The sequence below is a fragment of the Microbacterium sp. TWP3-1-2b2 genome (assembly GCF_049896145.1).
Lineage (GTDB): Bacteria > Actinomycetota > Actinomycetes > Actinomycetales > Microbacteriaceae > Microbacterium.
Genome location: NZ_JAFCTS010000001.1, coordinates 2,983,933 through 3,009,843, shown reverse-complemented (window position 1 = coordinate 3,009,843; position 25,911 = coordinate 2,983,933). Strand labels below are relative to the sequence as shown.

Annotated in this window: 22 protein-coding genes; 5 read left to right on the top strand and 17 right to left on the bottom strand. The window is 65.5% G+C overall.

Annotation, left to right across the window (positions count from 1 at the left end; translation table 11 throughout):
* Positions 1 to 95 precede the first annotated feature (95 nt).
* From ACP7AR_RS14870 to ACP7AR_RS14855, 4 genes are all read right to left on the bottom strand, one after another.
* The gene (locus ACP7AR_RS14870; protein ID WP_426187324.1) at positions 96 to 1,730 is read right to left on the bottom strand and encodes a fucose isomerase; all 1,635 of its coding nucleotides are present in this window, start codon (positions 1,728 to 1,730) and stop codon (positions 96 to 98) included.
* Positions 1,727 to 4,321: a GH116 family glycosyl-hydrolase gene (locus tag ACP7AR_RS14865; RefSeq protein ID WP_426187322.1), complete on the bottom strand. Its 2,595-nt coding sequence runs from the start codon at positions 4,319 to 4,321 to the stop codon at positions 1,727 to 1,729. The genes ACP7AR_RS14870 and ACP7AR_RS14865 overlap by 4 nt, the downstream gene beginning before the upstream one ends.
* The gene (locus ACP7AR_RS14860; protein ID WP_426187320.1) at positions 4,314 to 5,825 is read right to left on the bottom strand and encodes an FGGY-family carbohydrate kinase; all 1,512 of its coding nucleotides are present in this window, start codon (positions 5,823 to 5,825) and stop codon (positions 4,314 to 4,316) included. The genes ACP7AR_RS14865 and ACP7AR_RS14860 overlap by 8 nt, the downstream gene beginning before the upstream one ends.
* A gap of 105 nt (positions 5,826 to 5,930) precedes the next feature.
* The gene (locus ACP7AR_RS14855) at positions 5,931 to 6,914 is read right to left on the bottom strand and encodes a LacI family DNA-binding transcriptional regulator (RefSeq protein ID WP_426187318.1); all 984 of its coding nucleotides are present in this window, start codon (positions 6,912 to 6,914) and stop codon (positions 5,931 to 5,933) included.
* Positions 6,915 to 7,069: 155 nt separating this feature from the next.
* Between ACP7AR_RS14855 and ACP7AR_RS14850 the strand changes: the two genes are divergently transcribed.
* The 3 genes from ACP7AR_RS14850 to ACP7AR_RS14840 are packed head-to-tail and all read left to right on the top strand — an operon-like array spanning position 7,070 to position 10,023.
* Positions 7,070 to 8,215 (top strand): glycoside hydrolase family 172 protein, encoded by a 1,146-nt coding sequence (locus ACP7AR_RS14850; protein ID WP_426187316.1) that lies wholly within the window; start codon positions 7,070 to 7,072, stop codon positions 8,213 to 8,215.
* 7 nt (positions 8,216 to 8,222) lie between these two features.
* Positions 8,223 to 8,969 (top strand): SDR family NAD(P)-dependent oxidoreductase, encoded by a 747-nt coding sequence (locus ACP7AR_RS14845; RefSeq protein WP_426187314.1) that lies wholly within the window; start codon positions 8,223 to 8,225, stop codon positions 8,967 to 8,969.
* Positions 8,970 to 8,994: 25 nt separating this feature from the next.
* Positions 8,995 to 10,023, top strand: coding sequence for a lactonase family protein (locus ACP7AR_RS14840; RefSeq protein ID WP_426187312.1), 1,029 nt, complete (start codon positions 8,995 to 8,997; stop codon positions 10,021 to 10,023).
* A gap of 33 nt (positions 10,024 to 10,056) precedes the next feature.
* Here ACP7AR_RS14840 and ACP7AR_RS14835 read toward each other — a convergent pair whose 3' ends face one another.
* The 4 genes from ACP7AR_RS14835 to ACP7AR_RS14820 form a co-directional block, all read right to left on the bottom strand.
* On the bottom strand, positions 10,057 to 10,950 hold the full coding sequence (locus ACP7AR_RS14835) for a carbohydrate ABC transporter permease (RefSeq protein WP_426187310.1): 894 nt from the start codon (positions 10,948 to 10,950) through the stop codon (positions 10,057 to 10,059).
* A gap of 1 nt (position 10,951) precedes the next feature.
* A complete protein-coding gene (locus ACP7AR_RS14830; RefSeq protein WP_426187308.1) occupies positions 10,952 to 11,848 on the bottom strand; it encodes a carbohydrate ABC transporter permease in 897 nt (298 codons plus the stop codon).
* 99 nt (positions 11,849 to 11,947) lie between these two features.
* Complete coding sequence (locus tag ACP7AR_RS14825; protein WP_426187306.1) at positions 11,948 to 13,312, bottom strand: ABC transporter substrate-binding protein; 1,365 nt, start codon at positions 13,310 to 13,312, stop codon at positions 11,948 to 11,950.
* 143 nt (positions 13,313 to 13,455) lie between these two features.
* A complete protein-coding gene (locus tag ACP7AR_RS14820; protein ID WP_426187304.1) occupies positions 13,456 to 14,613 on the bottom strand; it encodes a DUF4185 domain-containing protein in 1,158 nt (385 codons plus the stop codon).
* 60 nt (positions 14,614 to 14,673) lie between these two features.
* On the opposite strand from ACP7AR_RS14820, the gene ACP7AR_RS14815 reads away from it, so the two are divergent.
* Positions 14,674 to 15,588, top strand: a complete 915-nt coding sequence (locus ACP7AR_RS14815) for a hypothetical protein (protein WP_426187302.1) — start codon at positions 14,674 to 14,676, stop codon at positions 15,586 to 15,588.
* Between the two features lie 7 nt (positions 15,589 to 15,595).
* Here ACP7AR_RS14815 and ACP7AR_RS14810 read toward each other — a convergent pair whose 3' ends face one another.
* The 5 genes from ACP7AR_RS14810 to ACP7AR_RS14790 form a co-directional block, all read right to left on the bottom strand.
* Positions 15,596 to 16,465: a dihydrodipicolinate synthase family protein gene (locus tag ACP7AR_RS14810; RefSeq protein WP_426187300.1), complete on the bottom strand. Its 870-nt coding sequence runs from the start codon at positions 16,463 to 16,465 to the stop codon at positions 15,596 to 15,598.
* Entirely contained in the window at positions 16,462 to 18,111 is a 1,650-nt protein-coding gene (locus ACP7AR_RS14805) for a tripartite tricarboxylate transporter permease (protein WP_426187298.1), read from the bottom strand. The genes ACP7AR_RS14810 and ACP7AR_RS14805 overlap by 4 nt, the downstream gene beginning before the upstream one ends.
* Positions 18,108 to 18,635: a tripartite tricarboxylate transporter TctB family protein gene (locus tag ACP7AR_RS14800; RefSeq protein ID WP_426187296.1), complete on the bottom strand. Its 528-nt coding sequence runs from the start codon at positions 18,633 to 18,635 to the stop codon at positions 18,108 to 18,110. Before ACP7AR_RS14800 ends, ACP7AR_RS14805 begins: the two co-directional genes overlap by 4 nt.
* Positions 18,636 to 18,689: 54 nt before the next feature.
* A complete protein-coding gene (locus tag ACP7AR_RS14795) occupies positions 18,690 to 19,658 on the bottom strand; it encodes a tripartite tricarboxylate transporter substrate binding protein (RefSeq protein WP_426187294.1) in 969 nt (322 codons plus the stop codon).
* 108 nt (positions 19,659 to 19,766) lie between these two features.
* Positions 19,767 to 20,432 (bottom strand): GntR family transcriptional regulator, encoded by a 666-nt coding sequence (locus tag ACP7AR_RS14790; RefSeq protein WP_426187292.1) that lies wholly within the window; start codon positions 20,430 to 20,432, stop codon positions 19,767 to 19,769.
* A 116-nt stretch (positions 20,433 to 20,548) separates the two neighbouring features.
* On the opposite strand from ACP7AR_RS14790, the gene ACP7AR_RS14785 reads away from it, so the two are divergent.
* Positions 20,549 to 21,871, top strand: a complete 1,323-nt coding sequence (locus ACP7AR_RS14785) for a cytochrome P450 (RefSeq protein ID WP_426187290.1) — start codon at positions 20,549 to 20,551, stop codon at positions 21,869 to 21,871.
* Between the two features lie 17 nt (positions 21,872 to 21,888).
* Here ACP7AR_RS14785 and ACP7AR_RS14780 read toward each other — a convergent pair whose 3' ends face one another.
* The 4 genes from ACP7AR_RS14780 to dnaK are packed head-to-tail and all read right to left on the bottom strand — an operon-like array spanning position 21,889 to position 25,843.
* Positions 21,889 to 22,314 (bottom strand): heat shock protein transcriptional repressor HspR, encoded by a 426-nt coding sequence (locus ACP7AR_RS14780; RefSeq protein ID WP_426187288.1) that lies wholly within the window; start codon positions 22,312 to 22,314, stop codon positions 21,889 to 21,891.
* Between the two features lie 27 nt (positions 22,315 to 22,341).
* Positions 22,342 to 23,328: a DnaJ C-terminal domain-containing protein gene (locus ACP7AR_RS14775; protein WP_426187286.1), complete on the bottom strand. Its 987-nt coding sequence runs from the start codon at positions 23,326 to 23,328 to the stop codon at positions 22,342 to 22,344.
* A gap of 11 nt (positions 23,329 to 23,339) precedes the next feature.
* Positions 23,340 to 23,981 (bottom strand): nucleotide exchange factor GrpE, encoded by a 642-nt coding sequence (locus ACP7AR_RS14770; protein WP_426187284.1) that lies wholly within the window; start codon positions 23,979 to 23,981, stop codon positions 23,340 to 23,342.
* On the bottom strand, positions 23,981 to 25,843 hold the full coding sequence (gene dnaK / locus ACP7AR_RS14765) for a molecular chaperone DnaK (RefSeq protein WP_426187282.1): 1,863 nt from the start codon (positions 25,841 to 25,843) through the stop codon (positions 23,981 to 23,983). Before dnaK ends, ACP7AR_RS14770 begins: the two co-directional genes overlap by 1 nt.
* Positions 25,844 to 25,911: the final 68 nt, after the last annotated feature.

Below are 25,911 nucleotides of genomic sequence, written 5' to 3'. Positions count from 1 at the left end.
GCACGCAGCTCCACCGAGACCGAGGTTCCCGCACGAGACAGGTCTTCACACACTCTGTTTCGTGCGGCAGACTCGGTCTCGCGCGGGAGGCTCGATCAGATCGCGACGTCGCCGACCAGGTTCACCTTGATGCCCATGCCATCGAACATGGCCGCCTTCGCGATGAGCGCCTTGTCGGCGGTCTCGGCGTCGGGAGCGTAGACGAGCTGCGCGTGGTTGGCCTTGTGGCGGGCCATGAACTGATCGCGCGAGACGCCGTGCAGCACGACGTGCGCGAGAGGCCACTCCTCGTTCGTCACGGCCTTGCGGCGCTGCGTTTCCTCCTCCGGCAGCTCGACGACCGACGCACGGAAGATGTCTGCCTGCAGGATGCCGTCTGCGATGAAGACGCGTGAGAGCACGACCTCGCCCGGGTGGGAGACGCCGTTGAGGGTGGCGCCGCCTGCCGGGAAGAAGACGTGACCCTGGCGCCAGCCCTCTGCCTTGTCCCAGCCGCCGAGGTGAGAAGCGGGCACGGAGCCGGAGATCTCGTAAGCCCAGACGAACTGTCCGTCGTATTCCTCGCCCCAGCGCACGTCGTGGAGCGTGTTGTCCGGCACAAGGCCCATCGCCCGCCACACACGATCGGTGACCAGTGCGTCGACCGCGACACCCTCGTCGGCCTCGTTGAAGTGCGGGAAGGCGCGGCCCTCGTGGAGCACCCGGGACCCGTCCCGGCTGGTCACCGGGGGACGCTCGGTCGAGTTCAGGATGCCTTCGGCGAGGTCGGATGCCGGGACGAGATCCTTCAGCCCCTGCTGGTACTGGATGCCGACGGCATCCAGACCGAAGTCATCCGCGATGCGGAGGGCGGCGATGTACATCTTCATCTGCCACTGCACCTGCTCGCGGGTGAGCTCGGTGGCGCCGTCCTCGCCGTAGCGGAACGTCATGCCGTGATCGACGAGCCAGTCGTACGCGGCGTCCGCCTCGCCCTCGGCGACGTTCAGCATCTCGGCGTACAGCGCGGACTGAGACAGGCGTTCCTTGTAGATGCCGGTCTGGTTGAGCAGCTCGTCATCGAAGATGGCGTTGTACATGCCCATGCAGCCCTCGTCGAAGACGCCGATGATGGCCTTCTCATCGCGCAGCTGAGCCGCGAGCGCCTCACCGAGCTGCTTCTCGGGGCTGTCCGGCAGCGCCGGCAGATCGCGTACGTGCGAGTAGTCGTGGGTGATCTTGCCGGTCTCGATCCACTCCTTGATGGTCGTCTTGAACCAGTCGTCGGAGAAGTCGACCGACCAGGTCGTCGAGTACGGCTTGCCCATCTTGGTGAGTCCGGCGTTCAGGCCGAGCAGTCCGACCAGCCCTGGCCAGTCCGGGGCGAAGTTCGCCGTGGTGAGGATCGGGCCCTCGTGCGTGCGGAGGCCTGCGAGCACGTGGTGCGAGTACTGCCAGTTGGCGATCGCGACGATCAGCGGAGCATCGGTCGGGATGTTCTTGAAGACCTCCATGCCCATGCGCTGGCTCGAGATGTAGCCGTGGCCGGTCTCTGGATCGACCTCGAACGCACGGATGACGTTCCAGCCGAGGTCGTTGAAGACGCCGGTGACGCTGGCTTCGAGTGCGGCCTGCGTCGCCCACCCCGCGGTGTTGGCCGACTCGCGCAGGTCGCCTGACGTGATCAGGTATGCGGTCTTCGGGGCGGATGCCGGGCGGGATGCCGCGGCGGGAAGGGTGTAGCTGGTCATGATTCCTCCGGGGTTGGGGTCAGTGGAAGTCGCACAGTGTGAGAATCACCGGCGACGAGACGGATGCTGCGAGCGAGGCTCATGCCGTGCAAATGCAGTTCGTCGATGTCAAGGGTGCCGCCGTCGAGGTGGAGGGTCAGGCCGGATGAATCGATCTCGACCCTCCCCCACCCTGCGCCCGTGGTGAACAGGCTGCGGAACGGTTCAGAGGCGTCGCATGCCGGGGCGAAGGCGAGGGTACGGGTCGGCGCATCCCACTGCGCTCCGCTCGCGCCGAGCAGCAGTGCCCACGAGGCGAGAGAGCGTGCATAGTGATTGCCGCACTCGATCTCGTTCCAGGGGCTTCGATGCGCACCGTCGTAGCGAGCCCGCAGCGTCCGCTCTATGAGCAGCGCGTCATCGACGCGTCCGGCGAACAGCAGCGATGCCGCGACCTGATGCTCGATTCCGGTCCAGACCTCGTCCGAGTACACGAACGGGATCGCCGGACGGCCGCCATCCGGCCAAGACGCCAGCAGCAGACCGCCCTCATCGTTCAGGGCATACACGCGCTGTGTGCTCTCGTGCGCCGAGAGGTCGCGGCGGTGGTTGTGTCTGACGATCGCTGCGAGCGCTGAGTCGACATGCTCCTTCGGCAGGATGTACCCGAGACCGCCCACGAAAGCATGGAACTGTCCTAGCAGCTGGTCCGAGAGCACACCGTCGCCGTATTGGTAGCGATGGCTGTCAGGATCGTCGATGACCTGCTGGTAGTACTCGCCGTTCCAGAGCACGCCGTCCATGGCTTCGGCGACGCGGTCGGCTCTCGACGCCCACGAATGTGCCTTCTCCTCCTGGCCGAGGTGCGATGCCATGCGCACTCCGGCGCGGAGTGCGGCGATGTAGATCCCGTTCGCGAGCGGCTCGATGCCGTGAAACTCGATGTCATACGTGTTGTGCAACTCGCCGTCGAGCAGGCCGTCCCCGTCGCGGTCCCATTCGCGCGCGGCGTAGTCGAGAGTGCGGGATGCCGCAGGCCACAGCTCGGCGAGAAAGTCGTCGTCCCCGCTGAATCGCCACTCACGATGCAGGCGCAGGAGCGTCCCGAGCTGACCGTCGACCGCCGGCCCCATGAACCACGAAGGTCCACCGAAGACGCGATTTCCCCGGAACTTCTGCGCTCCTGCCTCATCGGTCTCCAGCAGGTACTCGACGCGACGTGCGCTGCGCTCCAGCGCAGGGAACAACCAGGCGAGGGTCTGCGCGTACGACCAGACATGCGTGCAGGTGCCTTCGCACGAACCGGAGTGATCGAAAGACCCCTCCCACGCGGCGAACACCGGGCCATCACCGAGCGTGGGATTCGGAGATTCCAGCACGAAAGCGGTCGTCGAGCGGATCGCCGCGATGTTCGCCCCGATGGCATCCGTGAGCGCGGGGTCGAGGGTGCTGCCGTACAGCGCGTCGACGAAGGCATCAGTGCTCGCTTCGAGGGCCGGAAGGTGCGAGTGCAGGTACGCGGCGGCCGACCAGGCGTCCGGCCAGAGGGCCGCGTAGTGGTTCTTGACGACGTCGGCACCGGCAATCTCCCCGTCCGCGGCGACGATGTGGCCGTGCCATCCACGGGCGCGGTTCGGGAAGTTCCACGACAGCACGAACTCGAAGTCGAAGCTCTCGCCCGGCGCTATCGAGTGGAAGATACCGAGAGATCCGGTGCGGATGCGCGGGAGCCGCGCCATCATCTCCTCTTCGCTGAAACTCGCCGCGGCCTCATCGTCGAGCTCGGCGAACAGCCCGCGTGGACGATCTTCCAGGGTCAACCGGGGCTCGGACGCGAGCATCCCGTCGTCGGCGAGGTCGTTCCAGAACAGTCGCGCCCCATCGGGCCAGTAACTCGTGACCCACTGCGGTTTCGCTGTGGTCGCGACATCCGTCGTCGTGAGACTCAGCGTCCCGTAACCAGGGTCGTCCTGCGGTAGATCGATGCCGAAGTCGAGCCCGCGCACGTCGCCGTCATCTCGCCAGGTCACGGATTGCGTGCCGCGCATGCCCCACGGTTCGTTCGAGCCGGGCCGAGCCCGACCGGCGGTGTGCGACACGCTGCCGACGACAGTCACCGCGACCGCCGCATCACCGGGGTTGCTGACGCGGTAGCGCAGCACGGCGGCGGGAATTGCGGAGGCATCCGCGTCCAGCGGCACGAACGGTGTGAACGCGTGAAGAGTCACCTCGACGGGCAGCACCTCATCGGCGAAGTCGACGTCGACGACCGGGTACTCGCCGTACAGCGTCGCCGAATCCAGTCGTGGAAGCCCGGCGAGCTGGTCGAAGGCATACCCGGCATCCGCGTCATGACGACCCTCGAGCCGCGCCTCGAGCACCCGGGTGACCGCCGGGCCGTCCTCCGGCGATGCGTGGATGGCGAAGAACGAATGCGGGTTCCGTCTGCCCTTGTCCGGCAGGTTCTCGAACTCCCAGTCGCGCAGCTCGCCTCGCGCGCCGATCGACACGTTTCCGGTGCCGATGCCACCGAGCGGAAATGCTGTGGCCTGAGAGGTGTGCGGGATGCCACGCGCGCGACGCGGTGCACTCCCCCGGTGACGCTCACTCATGAGAGATTCCTCTTCGGTCAGAGGCGAGCTCGTGCAAGACGTCTTTCGTGCCTTCATACAGCCGCACGTAGCGATCGAAGAGTGCGTCGTAGAAGGCGCGGAGCTCGGCGTTCGGCGTGATCGTCTTGGTGATCGGGTTCCAGTCGGTTATCACGGGTGCCGCACCATCGGATGCGATGGCGCATGCAGCGAGGAACGCTGCACCGTAGCTGGCGCCGATCGTGGTCTCTGGGACTTCCTGCACGAGTCCGGTCACATCGGAGATGACCTGCAGCCAGAGCTGCCCCTGCGTTCCGCCGCCGACGGCGACGATGCGGGTGATGTCTGCGCCGGCCGCACGCATGGTCTCCACGTTGTGGCGCACTCCCAGCGCCGTCGCCTCGAGTGCGGCGCGGTACAGGTCGCCGCGACCGTGTTCGAGGGTGAGTCCCGCGATGACTCCGCGAGCGTCCGGGTCTTGGATGGGCGTTCGCTCTCCCGCGAAGTACGGCAGGATCAGCAACCCCCTGGCGCCGGGACCCGAGATCTCGGCCTCGGCGAGCAGCTCCTGATAATCGGATCCTGTGAGGTTCTTGAGCCACGCTGTGAGGGCGCCGGACGTGGAGAGCCCGCCCGCGAGATTGCGCGTGCCGGGGAACGCCCCGGCCGTGGTCCACATCGAAGGGGTACGCAGCGTCTGCTCTCCGGTGGCGACGAGGAACATCGTCGTACCGTACATGAGCATGAGATCGCCGACCTCGTGGGCGCCGACGCTGACAGCCTCGGTCCATGCGTCGATCGTGCCGGTGATGACCGGAGTACCTGCGGGGATACCGGTCGACTCGGACGCCGCATCCGTCACCTCGCCGGCGATCTCGCCCGCCCACGTGAGCCGCGGCTGCTCGATCGTGGCCGCGTACCGCTGCCACCACGGGTCGTACCAGGTCTCGTTCTCTATGTCGTAGAGCGGAGACGTCTGGCTCGCGGACTGGTGATCGAGCACATACGCGCCGGTGAGCTTGCGTGCGAGCCAGGATGCGGGCATGAAGAAGCGGCGCGCATCGGCCCAGGCATCGGGCTCTTCATCCGAGATCCACGCGATCTTCGCGCCACCGGCCTGGGATGTGAGAGTCGATCCGCCGATCCGCGTGATCTCGTCGATGCCGAGTTCGTCGGTCATTCTCGCGATCTGCGCGCCGGAGCGCGTGTCGACACCGTAGAGGATCGCGGGGCGAACCGGCTCGTCGTCCGCATCCGCGAGCAGCACGCACGGGCCCATGCCGCTCACTCCGACGGCGGTGATCTCGACATCCGATCCCTGAGTCTGCCGAACGGTCGCCATCAGTTCCGCCGTGATGCTGACGAACTCGTCCCACCAGATGCGCGCGTCCATCTCCACCCAGCCGGTGTGCGGGCGATCGACGTCGTGGGCACGCGTTGCGGATGCGGCTATCGTTCCATCCGCGCCGACCAGAACGCCCTTGGTGCTCGACGTGCCGATGTCGACTCCGAGCGAGTAGTGCATGGCGGTCCTCCTTGAACGCGGATCTTCTACGCAACTGTACGCGAAATCGATTTCATGCCGCAAGCGGAGAAGATGCTGCAGAAGAAGGAACAGCTGCGACGATGCTCAGCGAAGAACGCTTGCCGCCTGCAGTTCGTTGCGCAGCACGACCGTGCGCGAAGGCTGCTCGTCGCCGCCGATCCGCTCCAGCAGCATCTTGGCCGCTGTGACTCCCATGTGGCGCGCAGGCAGCCGAACGACCGTGACCGCCGTCGGGGAGAGGGTCGTGAAAGGCAGCGAGCCGATGACGGCGACACCGACCTTGGGAGGCGTGAGGCTGTGCTCTGTGAGCACTTGGATCGCACCGACGCCGATGAGGTTGTTACCGGCGACGACTGCGTCCGGAGGCTCTGGGCTCGCAAGCAGTTCTTCCATCGCTTCTCGACCGCCGTCGACGCGGAAGGTGGCGAAGCGCAGCAGCGCGTCGAGGTCGGCCTCGGGGTATGCGTGGGCGAGGGCAGACCGCCACCCGGCTGCACGCTCGGCGGCCGTATCGATGTGCTCCGGCCCGCCGATATAGGCGATCCGCCGATATCCGGCGTCGATCAGCGCGTTGGTCGCGGATGTGCCCGCCGCACGGTTCGCCATGACCACGCCATCGACGTCGTACGACGTGCTGCGGTCGACCGCCACGACCGGTCTGCCGGTCGCCAGGATCAGGTCGAGATCGGACTGTTCAGACGCAGTCGCGATGATCACGCCGGACATGTTCTCCGAGATGGCGATCTGCAGGTAGGTCGATTCCTTGTCCACCTGCGCGTCGGTGTTGCACAGCACCACCGAGTACCCGGCCTCCGAAGCGACATCCTCGACCCCGCGCGCCATCTCCGTGAAGTAGGGATTCTCGATGTCGGGGATGATCAGTCCGATGACCTCCGAGCTCTGCCGTCGCAGCGTGCGCGCCGTGCGGCTCGGAACGAACTTCAGCTGCTTCGCGGCATCTCGCACCGCCTTCGACTTCTCGACGGAGACGCTCGTACCGTTGAACACGCGCGAGACAGTGGCCGGAGACACACCGGCCAGCTCTGCGACGTCATAGATCGTGGCCATGCCCACCCTCACTGCACACTCCGGCTCCGCCGGGGGTGAAGCAACAGTATCGCGGGCGGGACATTCTGTGGCGCTCGAATCTGAAATCGATTACAGTGGTCACGATCTCGCTGCGCCGGCGCATCACCACCGCGCATCCACATAGACACAAGGACGTGAACGAAGAGATGACCCTCTCACCCTCTGACCTGGCGACGATCGCCGCCTTGCGCCCGGTGCAGACCCGATCGATCTCACCCGAGAACTTCGACGGTTCTGTCGGCGGCGGCGGGCGTGCCACTACCGGGACCGGCGCCGAGTGCGCACGCGATCTCGGTCCGGGCTGGAAGATCTCGCCGAGCGTCGACATCAAGGCCGGCGAGACCTTCGATCTCGCGAACATTCAGGGTGCGGGCAAGATCACCCATATGTGGATCACCACCCACACGGACAACTGGCGCACGCTGCTGCTCCGCGCCTATTGGGACGGCGCGGCGGAACCCGCTGTCGAAGTGCCATACGGCGACTTCTTCTGCAATGGCTGGGGTGTCTTCGCGCAGGTCAACTCGCAGACGATCGCCGCCAATCCGCATGGCGGCTTCAACTCGTACTGGCCGATGCCGTTCCGCGACGGCGCACGCCTCACCGTCGAGAACACCTCGACCGTCGACGTGCGCATCTACTACCAGGTGACGTACGAGATCGGCGGCGACTACTCGAACGACGCCTACTTCCACGCTCAGTGGCGCCGCTCGAACCCTCTCGAGGACATGACGCCGCACGTGATCCTCGAAGGAATCGAGGGGCAGGGCCAGTACGTCGGCACCTATATCGCATGGGGTGTCAACTCCAACGGCTGGTGGGGCGAGGGCGAGATCAAGTTCTACCTCGATGACGACACCGACTACCCGACGATCGCCGGCACCGGCACCGAGGACTACTTCGGCGGAGCGTGGAACTTCGACATCCCGGGCGAGGGGTACACCGAGTTCTCCACGCCGTACCTCGGGATGCCTCAGGTGATCAGACCTGACGGCCTCTACGTGAGTCAGCAGCGCTTCGGCATGTACCGCTGGCACCTGCTCGACCCGATCCACTTCGCCACAGGCGTCCCGAAGGTCGACATCCAGGCGCTCGGATGGCGCAGCGGTTGGCGCTATCTCCCGCTGCGCGACGACATCGCGTCGACCGCGCTGTTCTACCTCGACCGCCCGACCGCACGCCGGCCGAAGTCGCCGACGGCCGATGACCTGGAGGTTCACTTAGGAACCGCTCCGGTCCCCGACCTCGGCGCGACGCCGTCACGCGCTCCGCGGGACTGAGCCCGACATGAATGACGCGATCTACCCCGACCTCAATGGCAAGCTCGTCGTCGCCACCGGAGGAGGGCGCGGCATCGGGCTCGCCACCGTCCGCCGGTTCCTCGCACAGGGAGCCCGGGTCGTCGTACTCGATCTCGCAGGTGGCGAGGCGGACAACGATGTGGAGTTCGTCGAAGTCGACGTGACGAACGCTCCCGCCGTGGCTTCCGTCGCGGACGAGCTGACCGCGCGGCTCGGCGCCCCGGACGTCGTGCTCAACGCGGCCGGCATCGTGCGTTCCGCGAGCGCCGAAGACATGTCTGCCGAGGATTGGACGCGAGTGATCGACGTCAATCTCTCCGGCACATTCCACGTGTGCCAGGCCTTCGGCCGTCACATGCTCGCAGCTGGTCGCGGCGCGATCGTCAACATCGCATCGATGAGCGGTTCGGTGAGCAATTTCCCGCAGAAGCAGGTGAGCTATAACGCATCGAAGGCCGGGGTGATGCACCTCACGAAGACGCTCGCCGGGGAATGGGCTGACCGCGGCGTACGTGTGAACTCGGTGTCCCCCGGTTACATCGCGACCGACCTGACCGCCGCACTGTTGGAGCGGGAACCAGCGCTCGGTGAGGTATGGCGCGAGCGCACGCCCACCGGCCGCCTCGGCACCCCCGACGAGGTCGCATCGATCATCCTGTTCCTCGCTTCAGAGGCATCGAGCCTGATGACCGGTTCCGACGTGATCGCCGATGGCGGTTACACCGTCTGGTGAGTCCTGATCGCCGTACGATCGAGACATGACCGACTCCTCGCTCGTCCTGGTCGCCAACTCGGGCGACGGCTCCCTCAGCTCTTTCCGCCTCGAAGGCGGGCGACTCGAACGCCTGGCCGTCACAGACGGACTCGACGGATGCTCGACCTTCGCCGTCGACACCGCGCGCGATCTCGTCCATGCCGGAGTGAAGGGGGCACCCGCCGGCATCCTCACCCTCTCGCTCGACCGCGAAAGTGGACGGCTGACGCCAAGGTCCCGCCTCGACCTCCCCGACGGCGGGATGAACTACCTCGCCCTCACGCGGGATGGCGAGAGTCTGCTCGGCGCGTCATACGGCGGCGGATACGGCATCAGCTGCACCGTTGCAGACGGCATCGTGGGTGAGCCCGTCTCGAGGATCGAGTTTCCGAACCTGCACGCAGTGCTGCCGAGCGCCGACGGCCGCTTCGCCTACTTCGTCTCCTTGGGCGCTGACCTCGTCGCGCAATACACGTTGGTCGACGGCGTTCGGCTCGTGCCTCTCGAGCCGGAGACTGTCGCCGCTCCGACCGGAAGCGGCCCTCGACACCTCGTGCTGAATGAGGCGCAGAATGCGGTGTACGTGCTCACCGAGTTCTCCGGCGAGGTGCTTCACTACAGTCGTGACATCACCAGCGGGGAGCTCACGCTCCGCGGCGCGAGCACCGCCTATGACACGACCAAGAACCTCGACCACAGCGTTTTCGGCGCGGATCCACTCGAGCACCATTACATCTGGGGAGCCGACCTGCACTTCGGCGGCGGAGAACGGCGTCTGTGGTCTTCCGAGCGCACCGAGAGCACCCTGGGCGCGGTTGCAGTGGCCGACGACGGATCGCTGTCCGCCCCGGAGAGCTTCACCGTGACCGAGACGCAGCCGCGCGGATTCGCGGTCAGCCCGAACGGCGCACACCTCGTGGCCGCAGGAGAACTGTCGACGACCATCTCGCTCTACGCCGTGCACGACGGCGATCTCGAACTCCTTCAGCAGATCGAGACCGGTCACGGCGCGAACTGGGTCCGCTTCGCCTGAGTCGTCACCGCCCCAGTGTCCCGCGGATCAACCTTATTTGAGGCCGGCCATCTTGATGTTGCCGATGATCTGGCGCTGGAAGATGAGGAACAGGATGATCACCGGCGCCGCAGCGAGTACGGAGCCCGCCATGAGCAGCCCCAGTTCGGTCGAGCGCTCCGAGCGGAACGTCGCCAGGTACTGCTGCACGACGAAGCGCTCCGGAGTCGTGATCGTCATGATCGGCCAGACGTAGGAGTTCCAGTACGCGAGGAACGAGGTGATGCCCATCACGACGAACGGCGGCTTCGACAGTGGAAGGAAGATCCGCACGAAGATGCCCAGTCGGCCGCAACCGTCAAGCATCGCGGCCTCCTCGAGGCTTGCCGGGATGTTCAGGTAGAACTGCCGGATGAAGAACACCGTCGCAGCACTCGCGGCGCCCGGCAGAACCAGCACTGCGAGGGTGTCGAGCATGGAGAGCCTGGTGACCACGATGAAGCTCGTGAGCAGGATCGTCATGCCGGGGATGAACATCGTGGTGATGACGATGGTCCAGATGGTTCTCTTGAATCGGAACTCCAGTCGCGCGAAGGCGTACGCGGCGACCGAGTTGACCGTGAGGCTCAGAAGCGTGAACAGGACGGCACCGAGGAACGTCCAGCCCATCGTGAGCGTGAACGTGGGATCCGCCAGGATCTGCGCGTAGTTCTGCCATTTCCACACCTCGGGGAAGAACTGGAACGGCGTCTGGATGACCTCGGTCTTCGACTTGAATCCGGCGATCACCATCCATGCCAGCGGGAACAGTGCTGCCACCAGGAACAAAAGCCCGGCGAGCACTTTGCCGACGAGCACCAGCCACGAGCCAGGAGTGCGCGGCAGCGGCTTGCGCTTGGGCTCTTTGCCCGCGAGGACGATTCGAGTCGTCTCCTGAACGATGGTCATCTCAGTCCACCAGCCTCTCCGAGTTGACGAATCTGAAGACCACGGCCGAGACTGTGCCCAGCACCACGAACATCAGCAGCGCAGCGGCGATCGAATAGCCGACGTTGATGTCGTTGCGGAAGTGATTGAAGATGAACAGGTTCGGCAGCATGGTCGAATCCAGTGGGCCGCCGTTGGTCATGACGAGCGGAAGCTCGAACTGCTGGATCGCCGCGACAAAGCCGGTGATGAGCAGGTACAGGAGGATGTTCTTCATCTGCGGGAGCGTGATGTAGGCGGTCTTCTGCCACCAGTTCGCGCCCTCCATCGCGGCCGCCTCGTAGAACTCCTGCGGGATGTCCACCATTGCTGCGACCATGATCAGCGAAGTGAGCCCCATTCCCAGCCATATCGCCGGGACCGCGATGGCGAGCAGCGCCCACGCCGGGTCGCCGATCCACGCGATCGGGTCGATCCCGAAGAACGCCAGGAACCAATTGAGCAGGCCGCCGGAGTAGTCGTAGATCAGCACGAAGATGATCGACGTGATCACTGCGGAGATGATCGTCGGGATGTAGATGCTGACCTTGAGGAAGCTGGCGAATTTCTTTCCGACGCTCACCACGAGGCTGGCGAAGAGGAATGCGAGCACCAGCATGGGCGGCACAGTCATCGCCACGAAGACGAAACCTCGACCGACCGCTGCCCAGAACAGCCGGTCGGACATCACATCGACGAAGTTCTTCCACCCGACGAACTCAGGGTCCTTGTAGAAGCTCCAGTCCTGAAACGACAGGTAGCCCGCGTAGATCGCCGGCCAGATCACGAAGATCCCCAGCAGCACCACCAGCGGTGCCAGGAACCAGTACGCGATCTTGTCGTCCCGGAATCGATGCCGGTTCTGCCTCTGCCGGGTCATCCGGCGTTCTTGCACAGCTTGACTGGCCATGTCCACCTCGTAGTTCGGGTGCATCACGGTTCGGGAGCCGGGATGACCCGGCCCCCGACGTGAGCATTGTCAGTTCTTCGGTGCCTTCTCGGGCAGACCATCACGGGTGATCACGGTCTGAATCGCGTTGTTCGCAGTCTTGATGGCGTCGTCGGCGGATGCTGCGCCCTTCATGACCGACTCGAAAGCGGTGCCGACGGCGAGGGAGACGTCCCAGGGGTATGTGGGCTCAGGGATCGCGTTCGGTGCGATCTCGTTGACGATGACATCCGACCAGGGCGCATCGGCTGCGCCGTCGCTCTCGGCGACGGCATCCTGCACCGCTTGTCGCACCGGGACCTTCGTGAACTGGGTGTCGACGAAGAACGGCACGACATTCTCCGGGTCGCCGGCGATGGCCCAGGAGAGGAACTCACCGGCGGCGTCGGCATTCTTGCTCTTCGCGTCGACGACCCACTTGAAGTTGCCCAGCGTGGTGGCTGTGCGGTCGTCGGAGCCGGGTGCGTTCGGGAATGCGCCGATTCCGGTCTTACCGAGCAGGTCGGCGTAGTCCGAACCGATCTCGGACATCATCCAGGAACCGGACACCTTGAAGGCGACCTTCTGCTCGCCGAAGTCCTTGCCTTCGACGTACGCAGCGAGCGGCTGCTTGGGCATGTAGCCCTCGTCCCAGAGCGTCTTGTACTGCTCCATCATCGCCCGGTATCCATCGTCATCGATATTCGGCGCCGTCCAGTCATCGGTCAGTGCCGTGTGGCCGGAGAAGTTGTACTGCTGCCCGACGGATGACCAGGCGAAGGTGGCCGCGTCCTGCGCGGGCGAGATGCAGTACTGGCCTGATGCAAGCGTGGGCTGGATCTTCGCGCACGCCGCCATAAGGTCTTCCCAGCTCTCTGGGCCGTTCTCCGAGTCGACGCCTGCCGCGTCGAGCAGATCCTTGTTCCAGAACAGGACGGTCTGCGGCTCGAGCAGGAGCGGATACGCGTAGAACGTCCCGTCGATCTCCGAGACCGGCTTCGCCGCATCGATGATCTCTGCCAGCGCATCTTTCGGGACGATCGAATCGAGGTCGTGCAACTGCCCGGCGTTCACGGCGTCCTGAATGCTGCCGGCGTGGGTGTAGACGTCGGGCGCCTTGCCTGCGGCCTGTGCGGCCTTCATCTTCTGATCCCAGGCGTCTGCAGGGACCTCGGTGTCGACGACTTTGATCTCGTCCTGAGAATCGTTGAACTTCTTGACGATGTTCTCGTACCACTCGTTCTCGACCGGAGTGAATGTCCGGTGCCAGAACTGGATGGTCGTTACTCCGGCTTCTCCTCCGCCGTCGCCTGCGGCCTCACCGGGCGTCCCGGATCCGCAGCCTGCCAGCATCGTGCCGACGGTCAACGCACCGAGAGCGGCGATGACGGTGCGACGAGTGCGTGTCGTTCTCATTGGTTCCTCCTCAGGAACGCGACTCACCATCGAGTCTTTTTGCTGTGTGCTCGGCCGGCGCCAGAAGTGCGCCCGCCCATGCCAGTCGATCCTCTCTGACCGGGTAGCGTCAGAATAGGCGAAATCGATTTCATGCGCAACCATCATCGCGGCAGCTCTGCTTGTTCGAGTTCAGCGGAGAACCAGAACACGTTGTACGGCCCCCACAGCGACAGCGTGAAATAGATCGTTCTCCCGTCGCCCGACACGTATCGCGGGTTGAGATAGGGCGAGTAGAGCCCGGGATACTCGGCACCGGAGACCAGTTCGATGGGCTCACCCCACGGCCCCCACGGCGTGAGGCCCTCGCGGATGTGCGCGTTGCCGGCATCCGAGTAGGTCATGATCCAACGCTCCAGGTACGTCGACCACATCACGGAGAGTTCGCCGACGGTTCCTTCGACGATCGGCGCGGCATCCGCCATCTCGGAACTCCAATTCGCATCCGCACCCTCGGCGCCGGCGAAGTACTCGTACGAAGCCTGATCCTCCACCGCCTCCTCCGACGCGGGCACGCGCATGAGTCGCACATCACCGAAACGCCCTGAAGGAATCGACCAGAAGTAGATGTATTCCTCACCGCCCTCGATCACCGGGGCCGTCGCGAACTGGACGAAATTCGAGTCGCCCGGCCATTGCACACCATCGACCTGGGTCCATGAAGCGCCGTCATCGCGCGAGACTATGAGCGCGGAGTGGTTCGCATCCCACGCACCGGGCTCACCCCAATGTCGAACCGACATGTACGAGACGTAGATCGTCTTACCCACCGCGAACCCGTAGGTCGGGATCTTCGTGACCTCGCCTTCTGCGTCGTTGGCGTCGTGATCACCCTCGATGAGCGCGGCCGCCAGTCCGATGTCATCAGTCACCCAGTCGTCGAATGTGATGCCGTCGCTCGGATCTGCGTCGGTCGTCCAGGCGGCGACGTTGGAGCGCCAGAATCCGCCCTGCCCTCCGATCGACTCAGGATCTCGTTCTCCGAACGTGTCGCCGAAGAAGAAGAACGTTCTGTCGCCGACGTTCGTCATCGAGCCCAGATCCGTCCCGGCGACGGAGACGGATGCGGTGTCGTTGATGGCGTCAGGGCCCGTGAGCTGAGCGATCTCGGTGAGGTCTGAAACGCCGGCCAGCGCGAACGGCTTGTCCGGATTCGGGTCGACGGTCACGCTCGTCCCGCTTGCGCAGGCCGCGAGCACGATGGCCAACAGAGCAGACGACGCGGCTGCTGTCCGGCGAATTGCGCTGCGTTCATGTCGCATGATCCTCCTCGATCAGCGCCACTCTAGCGAAATCGATTTCAGACCGCTAGCGTATCCGGCATGCATTCTCCATGGATAAGACCAGGACACGATGGCGCCACCGAGCCTCGCTGGGGACACGCCGACGGCATGCAACTGGGCATCCCGCCGATCCCCGGACCCCGGGGCCTGCTGCGGATCTTCACTTCATACCTCGACCACCCCAGAGAGCGTCTGGTGAACTTCATCGCGATCGAACCGATCGTCGATGGACAGACGGAGCGCGGATACTCCGAGCTCGAGCCGAGCACGCTCGATCCGGGGCAGCGAGGCAAGCGTCTCTGGTCGATGGATGCGCCCGACGCTTCTCCCGGCGAGATCGCGCCGGGCGTGATCGATCAGATCGATGGGGTCGAATGCCTCACGATCTGGATCGGCGTCGAGCAATTCGATAGCGGGGCCGTGGTTCGCGTCCGCGTTCGTTTCCGGCTCGACCGCCCGCACGAAGTAGAGGTAGCTGGATTCGCCGATGAGGCCTCCGCCCGGCTGAGCCATCTGGTTCTCAGCGCGACCATGGGCAACTGGGCGAGACTGCGCATCCTGGAACTCGCCGACCGCACAGTGGCACCGGCGGAGCTCTGGCCCGGATTCGCGGGCACCGGCTTCGCTGAGCACGCGCGATTCGCCTTATCCGAGCTGCGGCGTGTCGACGATGCCGCCATCGTCAGCGCCATCGGCGATGAGGCCGACCCGTGGTCAGTCGTCTACTCCGACGACACGGCCGCGCACTGGCACTTCCTCGGCCGCCGGGCGCGGCAGACATGGGTCGTCGATGATCCGCACCCAGAGCTTGCGGCACTCGTGAACGCTCGATGGTCATACTGGGCGAGCGCCTCACCCATCCCCGGCGGTCCGGCCTACGAGAACTTCGAGATCGTGGAGCCATTCCGGCAAGGGGCCGCATTCCGATTCTCGGTCGAGCCGCTAGAGGAGTGACCGCCGCTCAGCGGTACTGCTCGACCACCCGTCGCACGTCGGCGCGCTCGGCATCCGTCGGCTCGGCGATCGCCATACGGCAGTGCGTGTCGGTGACGCCGAGCACGCGATAGCCCTCTTTCATGCGCGCCATGTCACCGCCGATGAGCGAGACGACCGCGTCGACGGCGTCCTGAGCGTGAGCGACTGCGGCACCATCTCCCGAACGCGCAGCATCTGCCAGCGCGCGGAACGGCTTCGGCGTGACCGACGAGACGCCGGAGACGACGCCCTGGGCGCCGGCCTCGACGGCGGCGATGAGGTCGCGGTCGGCGCCGGTGTAGAGCTCGAAGTCTTCGGGGACGACGGCGCGGTAGGCGGCGATGTCTTCCAGCGACAGCTCGCTCACCTTCGCGCCGACGACATTCGGCAGGCCTGACAGGCGCACCAGCAGGTCCGGCGAGACGGGGTTGCCGCTGCGCGCCGGGTAGATGTACACGTAGAGCCGCCCGTCACCGACGGCATCCGACACCGCACGGTAATAGTCGAACACCGCATCGTCGGTCGACCTCAGGTAGTACGGCGTGAGCGCGGCTAACTCGGTCGCCCCGAGGCCACGAGCGATCCGCGTGAGCCGCACGGCTTCAAACGCGCTGGGTTGGCCGACATGTACCACGACACGCATGTGATCGGCGAGCTCTTCGAGCGCCGCCTCGACCAGCGACGTGAACTCCGCCACGTCCACCGCGGGGAACTCCCCCGTCGTCCCGAGCACGAACGCGCCCTCGTTGCCTGACTCCCCCACGAAGCGGAAGATCGCACGCGACCCATCGAGGTCGAGGCTCCCGTCGCGGTGGAACGCCGTGGGGATCGCGGTCAGGATGTCGTAACGGGTCACTTCTTGTTCTCCTTGGAGTTCTTGCGAGGACGGCGGGCCTTCACCGCGGGCGGATTGCGCACCGTCGAGGTGAGCAGGTCAGGGTCGGCGGCGAGCTCATCGTGCGCCTTCGAGAGCTGGGCGAGGCTCGCAGTGTCGAGCACGGAATCGGCGAACGACGCGCGCTCGGCGCGGGGTTTGCGTGCGGCGCGGATCGCCGGCATGACGATCGAGAGCACGGCGAGCACGAGCAGCACGATAGCGATCGGGCTCACTACCTCGAAGAACGGCCGGGTCGGCAGAATCGCCAGGGTGCGGGCCAGGTTCTCCTCGGCGAGCGGTCCGAGGAGAAGGCCGAGCACGACGGGTCCTGCAGGCACCTGCATGCGCTTGAGCAGCACACCGATGACCCCGAACACGAGCATCGTGATGACCGTCGAGAGACTGTTCGATGTCGCATAGGTGCCGATGATGCAGAAGATCAGGATGCCGCTCCACAGGTAGGGCTGCGGCACGTCGAGCAGTTTCACCATGCCCTTCATCCGCACCAGGCTCAGCACCAGCGAGAGCAGCGTGGCCACGAGCATGATCCCGACGATCGAGACCACGAGATCCGGGCGCTCGGTGAACAGCGTGGGGCCGGGTGTGATTCCCCAGATGATCATCGAACCGATCATGACGGCCATCACCGAGTCACCCGGGATGCCGAGCGCCATCGTCGTGGTGAGTGATCCGCCGAGCGTCGCGCTGGATGCCGTGTCGGATGCCGCGACACCCTCGATCGAGCCCTTTCCGAACATCTCCGGGTGTTTGGACGCCTTGCGGGCACGCTCCCAACCGATGAGCCCCGCGATGTCGCCGCCAGCGGCGGGAATGAGGCCGACACCGAGGCCGACCGCACCGCCGACCGCTGTCGCACGGCCGCTCTGCCGGAACTCGGACCTGTTCGGCCACCAGCGTCCGAGGCTCGAGATCGGTCGCACGTTGCTCTTGCGATACGTGAGCAACTGGTCGAACAGCTCCGCGATGCCGAAGAGGCCGATGATGACGGCGATGAAGTTCACACCCTCGACGAGATCGAGCGATCCGAAGGTGAAGCGTTTGTCAGCCGTCGCGGCATAGGTGCCGACGGTACCGAGCATGAGGCCGAAGACGCCGGCGAGTATGCCTTTGAGCATCGACTTCGAAGAGATGCCGATCATGATCGCGATGCCGAACACCACGAGCGCGAAGAGCTCAGGGGACTTGAAGTAATCGCGGGCGAAGCTCGCGATCGGCACGGCGGCGAGTGCGAAGAGTATGAGTGAGGCGAGGATGCCGACGGCGGACACGATGGCCGACATCGTGAGGGCGAGACCCGCCCTTCCCTGCTTCGCCATCGGATAGCCGTCGAGCGTCGTGGCGATCGATGCGGGCGTACCCGGCGTGTTGATGAGGATCGACGGCACCCGGTCGCCGAAGTTCGCGGCGACGTAGATCGTGAGCAGCACCGCGAGGCCCTGTACCGGCTCGAGCGTCATCGTGAAGCCGGCCGCCAGCGCGACGGCCATGGTGGCTGTGATGCCGGGGAAGGCGCCGACCATGAAGCCGAGCAGCAGGCCGACGAGCATGTACAGCAGGATCGAGACGTCGAGGAGCGAGTTCAGCCCCTCCAGCAGCGGGGTCATAGCGGGATCCTCAGCAGCATCCCGAACACGACGTAGATGAACGCCGTGATGGATGCGGTGTAGATGATGAGACTCAGCCAGCGCCGGTGCCCGTAGACGAGCATGAGGCCGGCCATGAGCAGGGCGGCTGCGATCGGGAACACCTCGATGCGGTAACCGAACAGGATGACGCTGCCGAGCGACCACAGCGCGATGAATGCGATCGAGATCACCAGGGTCGTCACGACCCTGACGACGCCACCTGGCTGGATGCGCTCGATGTCCTCACGACCGGCGGCCGGGCGGGTGATCGCGATGACGAGCAGCACGATCGCCACCACGATACCGGTGACGGCGAGGACCATCGGCCAGAACCGCGCATCTATCTGGCCGGGGGCGGCCTCCCGCCTGAGGGAGATCTGGGTCGTCAGAGCCAGGTATCCGGCGGTCACCGCGAGCGCCACCACGGCGAACGCGATCTCGAGCCCACGCGATGGCGTCGCACCCTGGTACTCGTCGCTGTCGGCGACTTCTGATGAAGACATGTGCTTCCTCCGGCTGTGCGGAGGTCGGAAACGACTCCGACCTCCGCCACGTGATCAGCCCAGCAGATCCTGGAACAGCGCGAACTGCTCGCCGACGAACTCGGTGAACTCGGCAGAGTCGCGGTAGACGACCAGGTTTCCGGCGTCCTCCTGGAACTTCGTGTACGCGTCGGACTCGACGGCCTCCTTGATGGCGGCCTCGAGCGTTGCGTGGACGTCGTCCGGCAGACCGGTCGGGGCGTAGATTCCGCCCCAGCCACCGAACACGAGCTCGGACCCGATGGCCTCTTCCACCGTGGGCACATCGGGTGCGTCCGGGTGCCGCTCGTCGTTCATCACGGCAAGAATGCGCACAGCGGATCCCTGCGACAGAGCCTCGCCGAGCCCGGAGACTGCGGCGACGGTCTCACCCGATGCCGCCGCAGCGACGGCCGGCGCACCACCGTCATAGGGAACCGGGGTCACTTCTCCACCGGTCTCGGAGCCGAGAGCGATGCTGGCCGCTTCCCAGATCGAACCGGCCCCGGAGTTGGCGACCGTGACCGGTGCCTTCTTGGACTGGGCGACGAGATCCTCGAGTGTCTGGATGTCGCTGCCTGCTGACACGGTGATGACGCCGGGGGCGAGCATGATCTGACCGAGCATGTCGAAGTTCTCGGGCAGGACGTTCGCGTCCTGCGTGGTGTTGAGCATGGCGATCTCGACCGGGCCGAACCCGATCACATAACCGTCAGGGTCCTGCTCTGCGACGTACTCCATCGCAAGCGCACCAGCAGCGCCTGGCATGTTCTCGGGGATGACGCTGACGTCGAGGATCTTCTCGAGTTCGCTGGCGAGCGCGCGCGATGAGAGGTCGGAGCCACCGCCGGGGTTGGCCTGGATGATCAACCGGATGTCCTTCTCGGGGAAGGAGGACGCGGCGTCGCCGCCCTCTTCCACCTTCGTGCATCCGGACATGACCAGTGCGGCTGTGGTGAAGACCGCGGCGGCTGCGAGCACGCGGTTCATACGCTTGATGGGCATCTTTGCTCCTCTTTGAGTGCAGGTGGGGACCTTACCGACTGGCCGAGCGTAGCATTGTTGACTGTTAACAGTCAACGCGCGAACAGGGTTCTGCGGTTCTCGGACGACTCAGACCCGGCGTTGTGCGAGCTCGCTCAGCATCCGATCGCGCGCGCCGTCCAGATGCTCGGTCAGCACCGCCGCCGCCTGCTCAGGCGAGCCGGTGCGCATGACGTCCATGAGCTTGACGTGGTCGCCAGAGGACTCATGCAGGTCGTCGTCGTGGTTGATCGTCACTTCGAGCAGCGCAGAGAACGTGGGCAGGTACTGATTCCACGCACCCGCCAATCGCGGGTGATCGGCGAGTGCGTAGATCTGCGAATGGAACTCCAGATCGGCAGCCACGAAGGCAGCGTGATCTCCGGAGTCGGCGGCCTCTCCCATGCGGCCTACCGCCGCCGCCATCGCCGTCCATCGAGCCGGGTCGTCGACGCGCATCGCGCGCGACAGCGCCAATTGCTCGAGAGCGCCGCGCAGACTGTAGAGCTGATCGACATCGTCTCGGGTGAGGCCGACGATGTACACCCCGCGTGGGCGCTGCACCTCCACCAGCTTCTCGAAGCTGAGTTGCATGAGCGCATCGCGGATCGGACCGCGACTCACGGCGAACTCCTCGGCGAGTGCTTCCTCGGTGATGCGTTCGCCGGGTGCGAGCTCTCCGCGCACGATCCGCTGCCGCAGCACACCTGCGACCTGGGCGCCGAGGGACTCACCGCGCTTCACTGTCTGAGCCACGACGACCTCCTGTTGACTGTTGACAGGATACACACCTCCTCGCGTCCTCTAGCACAGTCACGCTCACAACGCTCCCCCCCGGGACTCCCGCGCTCGCATCTGGCAACGTGGCATCCATGCAGCCGAACAAGACGCGACCAGCAGCCATGAATGTGCTCAATGATGACGCGCCCTCGATCCTCCTGCAGGGTTACGGTTTCGGCGCGCGCATCTGGCGGAGAGTGCGCGATGGCGCGAGATCAGCGCCGATGCGGCTCCTCGGAGACGACACCATCTTCGTGCGCGGAGCCGAGGGCGTTGAGCTCTTCTACGACCAGCGGAAGATCGCGCGCCACGGTGCGATGCCGGCGATCGTGCAGGAGACGCTCTTCGGTCACGGTTCCGTCCACAGCCTCGACGGTGACGCGCACCACCATCGAAAGTCGACGTTCGTCGACGTCGCCTACGAAGATGCGCAGGTGGCACGACTGCTGCCCCACCTGGAACGGGAGTGGCAGCAGGAACTGGAGGAGTGGTCAGGCGGCGGCACCCGCACCGCATACGACGCCGCAGTCGGAGCGCTCGGACGCGCGATCATGCGCTGGGCGGACCTGCCGGGAACTCCTGCTGCGAAGACGAGATGGGCCGCCCGTCTCGCGCAGATCGTGGACGGATTCGGCGCGCCCTACTCACCCGAATACCTGCAGGCGTGGATCAACCGGCGGTGGTCTGACACGCACACGCAAAGACTGATCGAGGCGGTACGGGCAGGTGCGCTCGAGGCCGAGGAGGGCACCGCCCTGCACGAGTGGGCATGGCACCGCAACACTGACCGAGAGCTGCTGCCTGCTCGAACCGCCGGGATCGAGCTGCAGAACAGCATCCGCCCGATGATCGCGGTCGCACGCTTCGTCGCTTTCGCGGCGAAGGAGCTGCACGATCGTCCCGAGTGGCGCGATCGCATCGCCGCCGAGACGGCGGAGCGCGGATCGCTCGTCAGCGGCCCACTCGCGACGGCGTTCGCGCAGGAGATTCGCCGGACCGCACCGTTCGTGCCGATGCTGCCAGGCCGTGCCATCGCCGATATCGAACTCGAAGGCGAGAAGGTGACTGCTGGCGGTCGAGTGGTTCTCGACATCCTCGGCACCAATACCGACGAGTTGTCATGGGAACGCGCCGATGAGTTCGACCCCGAACGATTCGTCGGTGTCGAAGACTACGAAGCACTGACGGCTTTCATCCCGCACGGCGGTGCAGACGTGGCATCCGGTCACCGCTGTCCAGGCGAGAAGCTCGCGATCGCCGCTCTGGCAGCAGCCGTCGCGACGTTGAGCGATCCGCGTCTCACGATTGCAGGGACAGGCCTCGAGGTGAATCGGCGGCGGCTTCCGACCATGCCCGCATCAGGCGGGCGCGTGAGCTCGGCAGACACCACCACGTCGCGCTGCCCGTTCCACTGAGGCCGGGCCGCGCGGGTTCAGCCCTCGCCGCGGCCTCCCGGGCGCCACAGGACGATGTCGGTGGAGCGACGGATGCGTCTGCCACTCGGCACCGGGACGACGCCGCTCGCCCCTGCCGCGAACACGCGCACGCCCGGGCGGTTCTCCCGCTCGGCACGCAGCGCGCCTTCGAGATCGACCACTCGGCGGCGCAGCATCCGCACCTCGTCCTCGAGATCGAGCAGGCGGGCGATCGCCGGCAGACTCATGCCATCGGCAGAGAGCCGAGCGACCTCACGCAACTGGACGATGTTCCGCGCGGAATAGCGGCGAGAGCCGCCGCGCGTGCGACCGGGAACGACGAGTCCAATCCGGTCGTACTGGCGCAGAGTCTGCGGGTGCATGCCCGCCAACTCGGCGGCGACGGCGATCGCGAAGATCGGGGCATCTTCATCCTCGACCATCGCGATCACCTCCGCTCGGCATGCTCATCAGCCGCGCGCCTTCGCCATCATCTCGGCGCGCGGGTTCTCTTTCGGCTCCAGATCATGGAACTTCTGCAGCGCTTCGCGCGCGGCATCGTCCAGGTGCGTGGGCACCGCGACCTGCAGCTCGGCGAGGAGGTCTCCCGTGCCCTTCGAAGTCGCGACTCCGCGGCCTTTCACGCGCAGGATCCGCCCTGAGGGCGTACCCGGCGCGACGCGGAGCTTGACGATGTCACCGGCCAGAGTCGGGACCTCGATCGTCGCGCCGAGGGTCGCCTCGGTGAAGGTCACCGGCACCGTCAGGCGCAGGTTCAGACCGTCACGAGTGAACACGGGGTGGGGGCGCACCTTGATCTGCACGACGATGTCGCCGTTCTCCCCACCGTCCGGCGAAGGCCTGCCGCGGCCGCGCAGGCGGATCTTCTGCCCGTCTGCGACCCCGGCGGGGATCTTCACCTTGAACGGCTTGCCGTCTTCGCCCTGCAGGGTGATGGTCTCGCCCTGCACAGCGGTGACGAAGTCGAGCGTGGTGCGCGCCGTGACGTCTGCGCCCTTCTGCGGGCCACCGAAACCACGGTATCCGCCGCTCGTCTGACCGAAGCGGCCAGAGCCGAAGCTTCCGCCCTGGCTCTGGTTGAACATCGCGAAGATGTCCTCGAAGTCGGCGTTGCTCTGGCCTCGCCCGCCCTGACCGAATCGGCTGAACACGTCTTCGAAGCCGCCGGCGTCGCCACCGCTCGCCGTGAATCGCGCACCCGAGCCCATGGCCCGGATCTCGTCGTACTCCTTGCGCTGCTCCGGATCGGAGAGCACCGAGTACGCCTCGCTGACCTCCTTGAACATCGCCTCGGCCTTTGCATCGCCCTGATTGGAATCAGGGTGATACTTGCGAGCGAGCTTGCGATACGTCTTCTTCAGATCCGCATCAGTGACGTCCTTCGAGACGCCGAGCGTCTTGTAGAAGTCCTTGTCGAACCAGTCCTGGCTAGCCATCGATCACCCGCCTACTCAGCGGGCACCGCGACGACGACCTTCGCCGGGCGCAGCTCGACATCACCGAGGCGATAGCCGACCTCAACGACCTCGAGGATCGTCGAGGATTCTGCTCCTGGAGTCGGCTGCTGGAAGATCGCCTCATGGTGCTGGGGATCGAAGTCCTCACCCTTCTCGCCATAGGCGACGACGCCGAGGCGCTCCACCATCGCGCGGATCTTCTCGCCGATCACGAAGAACGGCGTTCCCTCGACGAGATCACCGTGCTGGGTCGCGCGATCGAGATCATCGAGCACAGGGATGAGGCCCTTTGCGGCCTCACCCTTGGCGCGGTCGATCTCGAGCTGACGCTGCTCTTCGGTGCGCCGACGGTAGTTCGCGTACTCCGCCTGCAGACGCTTGAGATCGTTCAGCAACGTGGTCTCGAGGTCGGCGAGCACGGCGTCTTCCGCCGCGGCCTCTCCGGTCTGCTCTGCCCCGAGGATGTCGTCGACCGTCAGGTCGTCATCAGATCCTTCGGCAGCAGCCGCTTCGGTCGAGTCGGGGTTGTCGTGGGGCGACGGGTTCTCCTGCGGCGATGGGCCGGATGCCGCAGCATCCGACCCCTCGTCCTCAGGAACCTCGTCGTTGCCGTCGAAGTTCTTCTTCGTCATTACTTCTTCTCGTCCTCGTCGTCGACGACCTCGGCGTCGATGACGTCCTCTTCCTCAGAGGTGTCACCGGCCGGGGCCTCGCCCTCAGCGGACTCGCCTGCGGCAGCATCCGCCTGGGACTGTGCGTAGATGGCCTCACCGAGCTTGCCCTGCGACTCGTTCAGCTTGTCGAACGCGACCTTCACTGCATCGTCGTCCTCGCCGGCGAGAGCCGTCTTCAGAGCATCGACGTCGGCCTGAACGGAGTCCTTGACGTCGGCGGGGAGCTTGTCCTCGTTCTCCTTGATCAGCTTCTCGATCGAGTACGACAGGGTCTCGGCCTGGTTGCGCTGCTCGAGGGCGTCGGCGCGCTTCTTGTCTTCAGCGGCGTTCTCCTCGGCCTCGCGGACCATGCGCTCGATGTCCTCCTTCGACAGCGACGAGCCGCCGGTGATGGTCATCGACTGCTCCTTGCCGGTGCCCTTGTCCTTGGCGGACACGTGCACGATGCCGTTCGCATCGATGTCGAAGGTGACCTCGACCTGCGGGACGCCACGGGGAGCCGGGGCGATTCCGGTCAGCTCGAAGGTACCGAGCGGCTTGTTGTCGCGGGTGAACTCTCGCTCGCCCTGGAAGACCTGGATCGCGACGGACGGCTGGTTGTCGTCTGCCGTGGTGAAGGTCTCGCTGCGCTTGGTCGGGATGGCCGTGTTGCGCTCGATGAGCTTGGTCATCCGTCCACCCTTGGTCTCGATGCCGAGACTCAGAGGAGTGACGTCGATCAGCAGGACGTCCTTGCGCTCGCCCTTGAGGACACCGGCCTGGAGGGCAGCGCCGACGGCGACGACCTCATCAGGGTTGACGCCCTTGTTCGCTTCCTTGCCGGTCTCGCGCTTGACGAGCTCGGCGACGGCAGGCATACGCGTGGATCCACCGACCAGTACGACGTGATCGATGTCGGCGACCTTGACGTTCGCCTCGCGGATGACGTCCTCGAAAGGCTTCTTGGTGCGATCGAGCAGGTCCTTCGTGAGGTCCTCGAACTTCGCGCGGGTGATCGTCTCGCTCAGCGACACGGGGCCCGACTCGGTCAGGGACAGGTAAGGAAGGTTGATGGACGTGCTGGTCGAGGAGGAGAGCTCCTTCTTCGCCTGCTCTGCCGCCTCCTTCAGACGCTGCAGAGCGATCTTGTCGCCGGAGACGTCGACGCCGCTGGTCTCCTTGAACTGCTTGATGAGGTGATCCACCAGGCGCTGGTCCCAGTCGTCACCACCCAGGCGGTTGTCACCCGAGGTCGAGCGCACCTGGATGGTGGAGAAGTCGTCGTCCTTGCCCACTTCGAGCAGTGACACGTCGAATGTTCCGCCACCGAGGTCGAAGACGAGGATGAGCTCGTCTTCCTTGCCGCGGTCGAGGCCGTACGCGAGAGCGGCGGCGGTGGGCTCGTTGATGATGCGCAGCACGTTGAGGCCCGCGATCTCGCCGGCTTCCTTCGTGGCCTGACGCTCAGCGTCATTGAAGTACGCGGGGACGGTGATGACGGCATCCGTGACGGTGTCGCCGAGGTACGACTCGGCGTCGCGCTTGAGCTTCATGAGGATGCGCGCGGAGATCTCCTGCGGCGTCCACTTCTTGCCGTCGATGTCGAAGCTCCAGTCGGTGCCCATGTGGCGCTTCACGGATGCGACGGTGCGGTCGACGTTCGTGACGGCCTGGCGCTTCGCGGTCTCACCGACGAGCACCTCGCCGTCCTTCGTGTAGGCGACCACCGAGGGGGTCGTGCGGAAGCCCTCGGCGTTGGCGATGACCTTCGGCTCGCCACCTTCGAGGACGCTGACGACAGAGTTCGTCGTACCGAGGTCGATTCCAACAGCACGTGCCATGTGATTTCTCCTTCTGGTTGATGTCTGGGGCGACCAGGCAAACCTGAGTCGCGATGGCTCAACTGTAA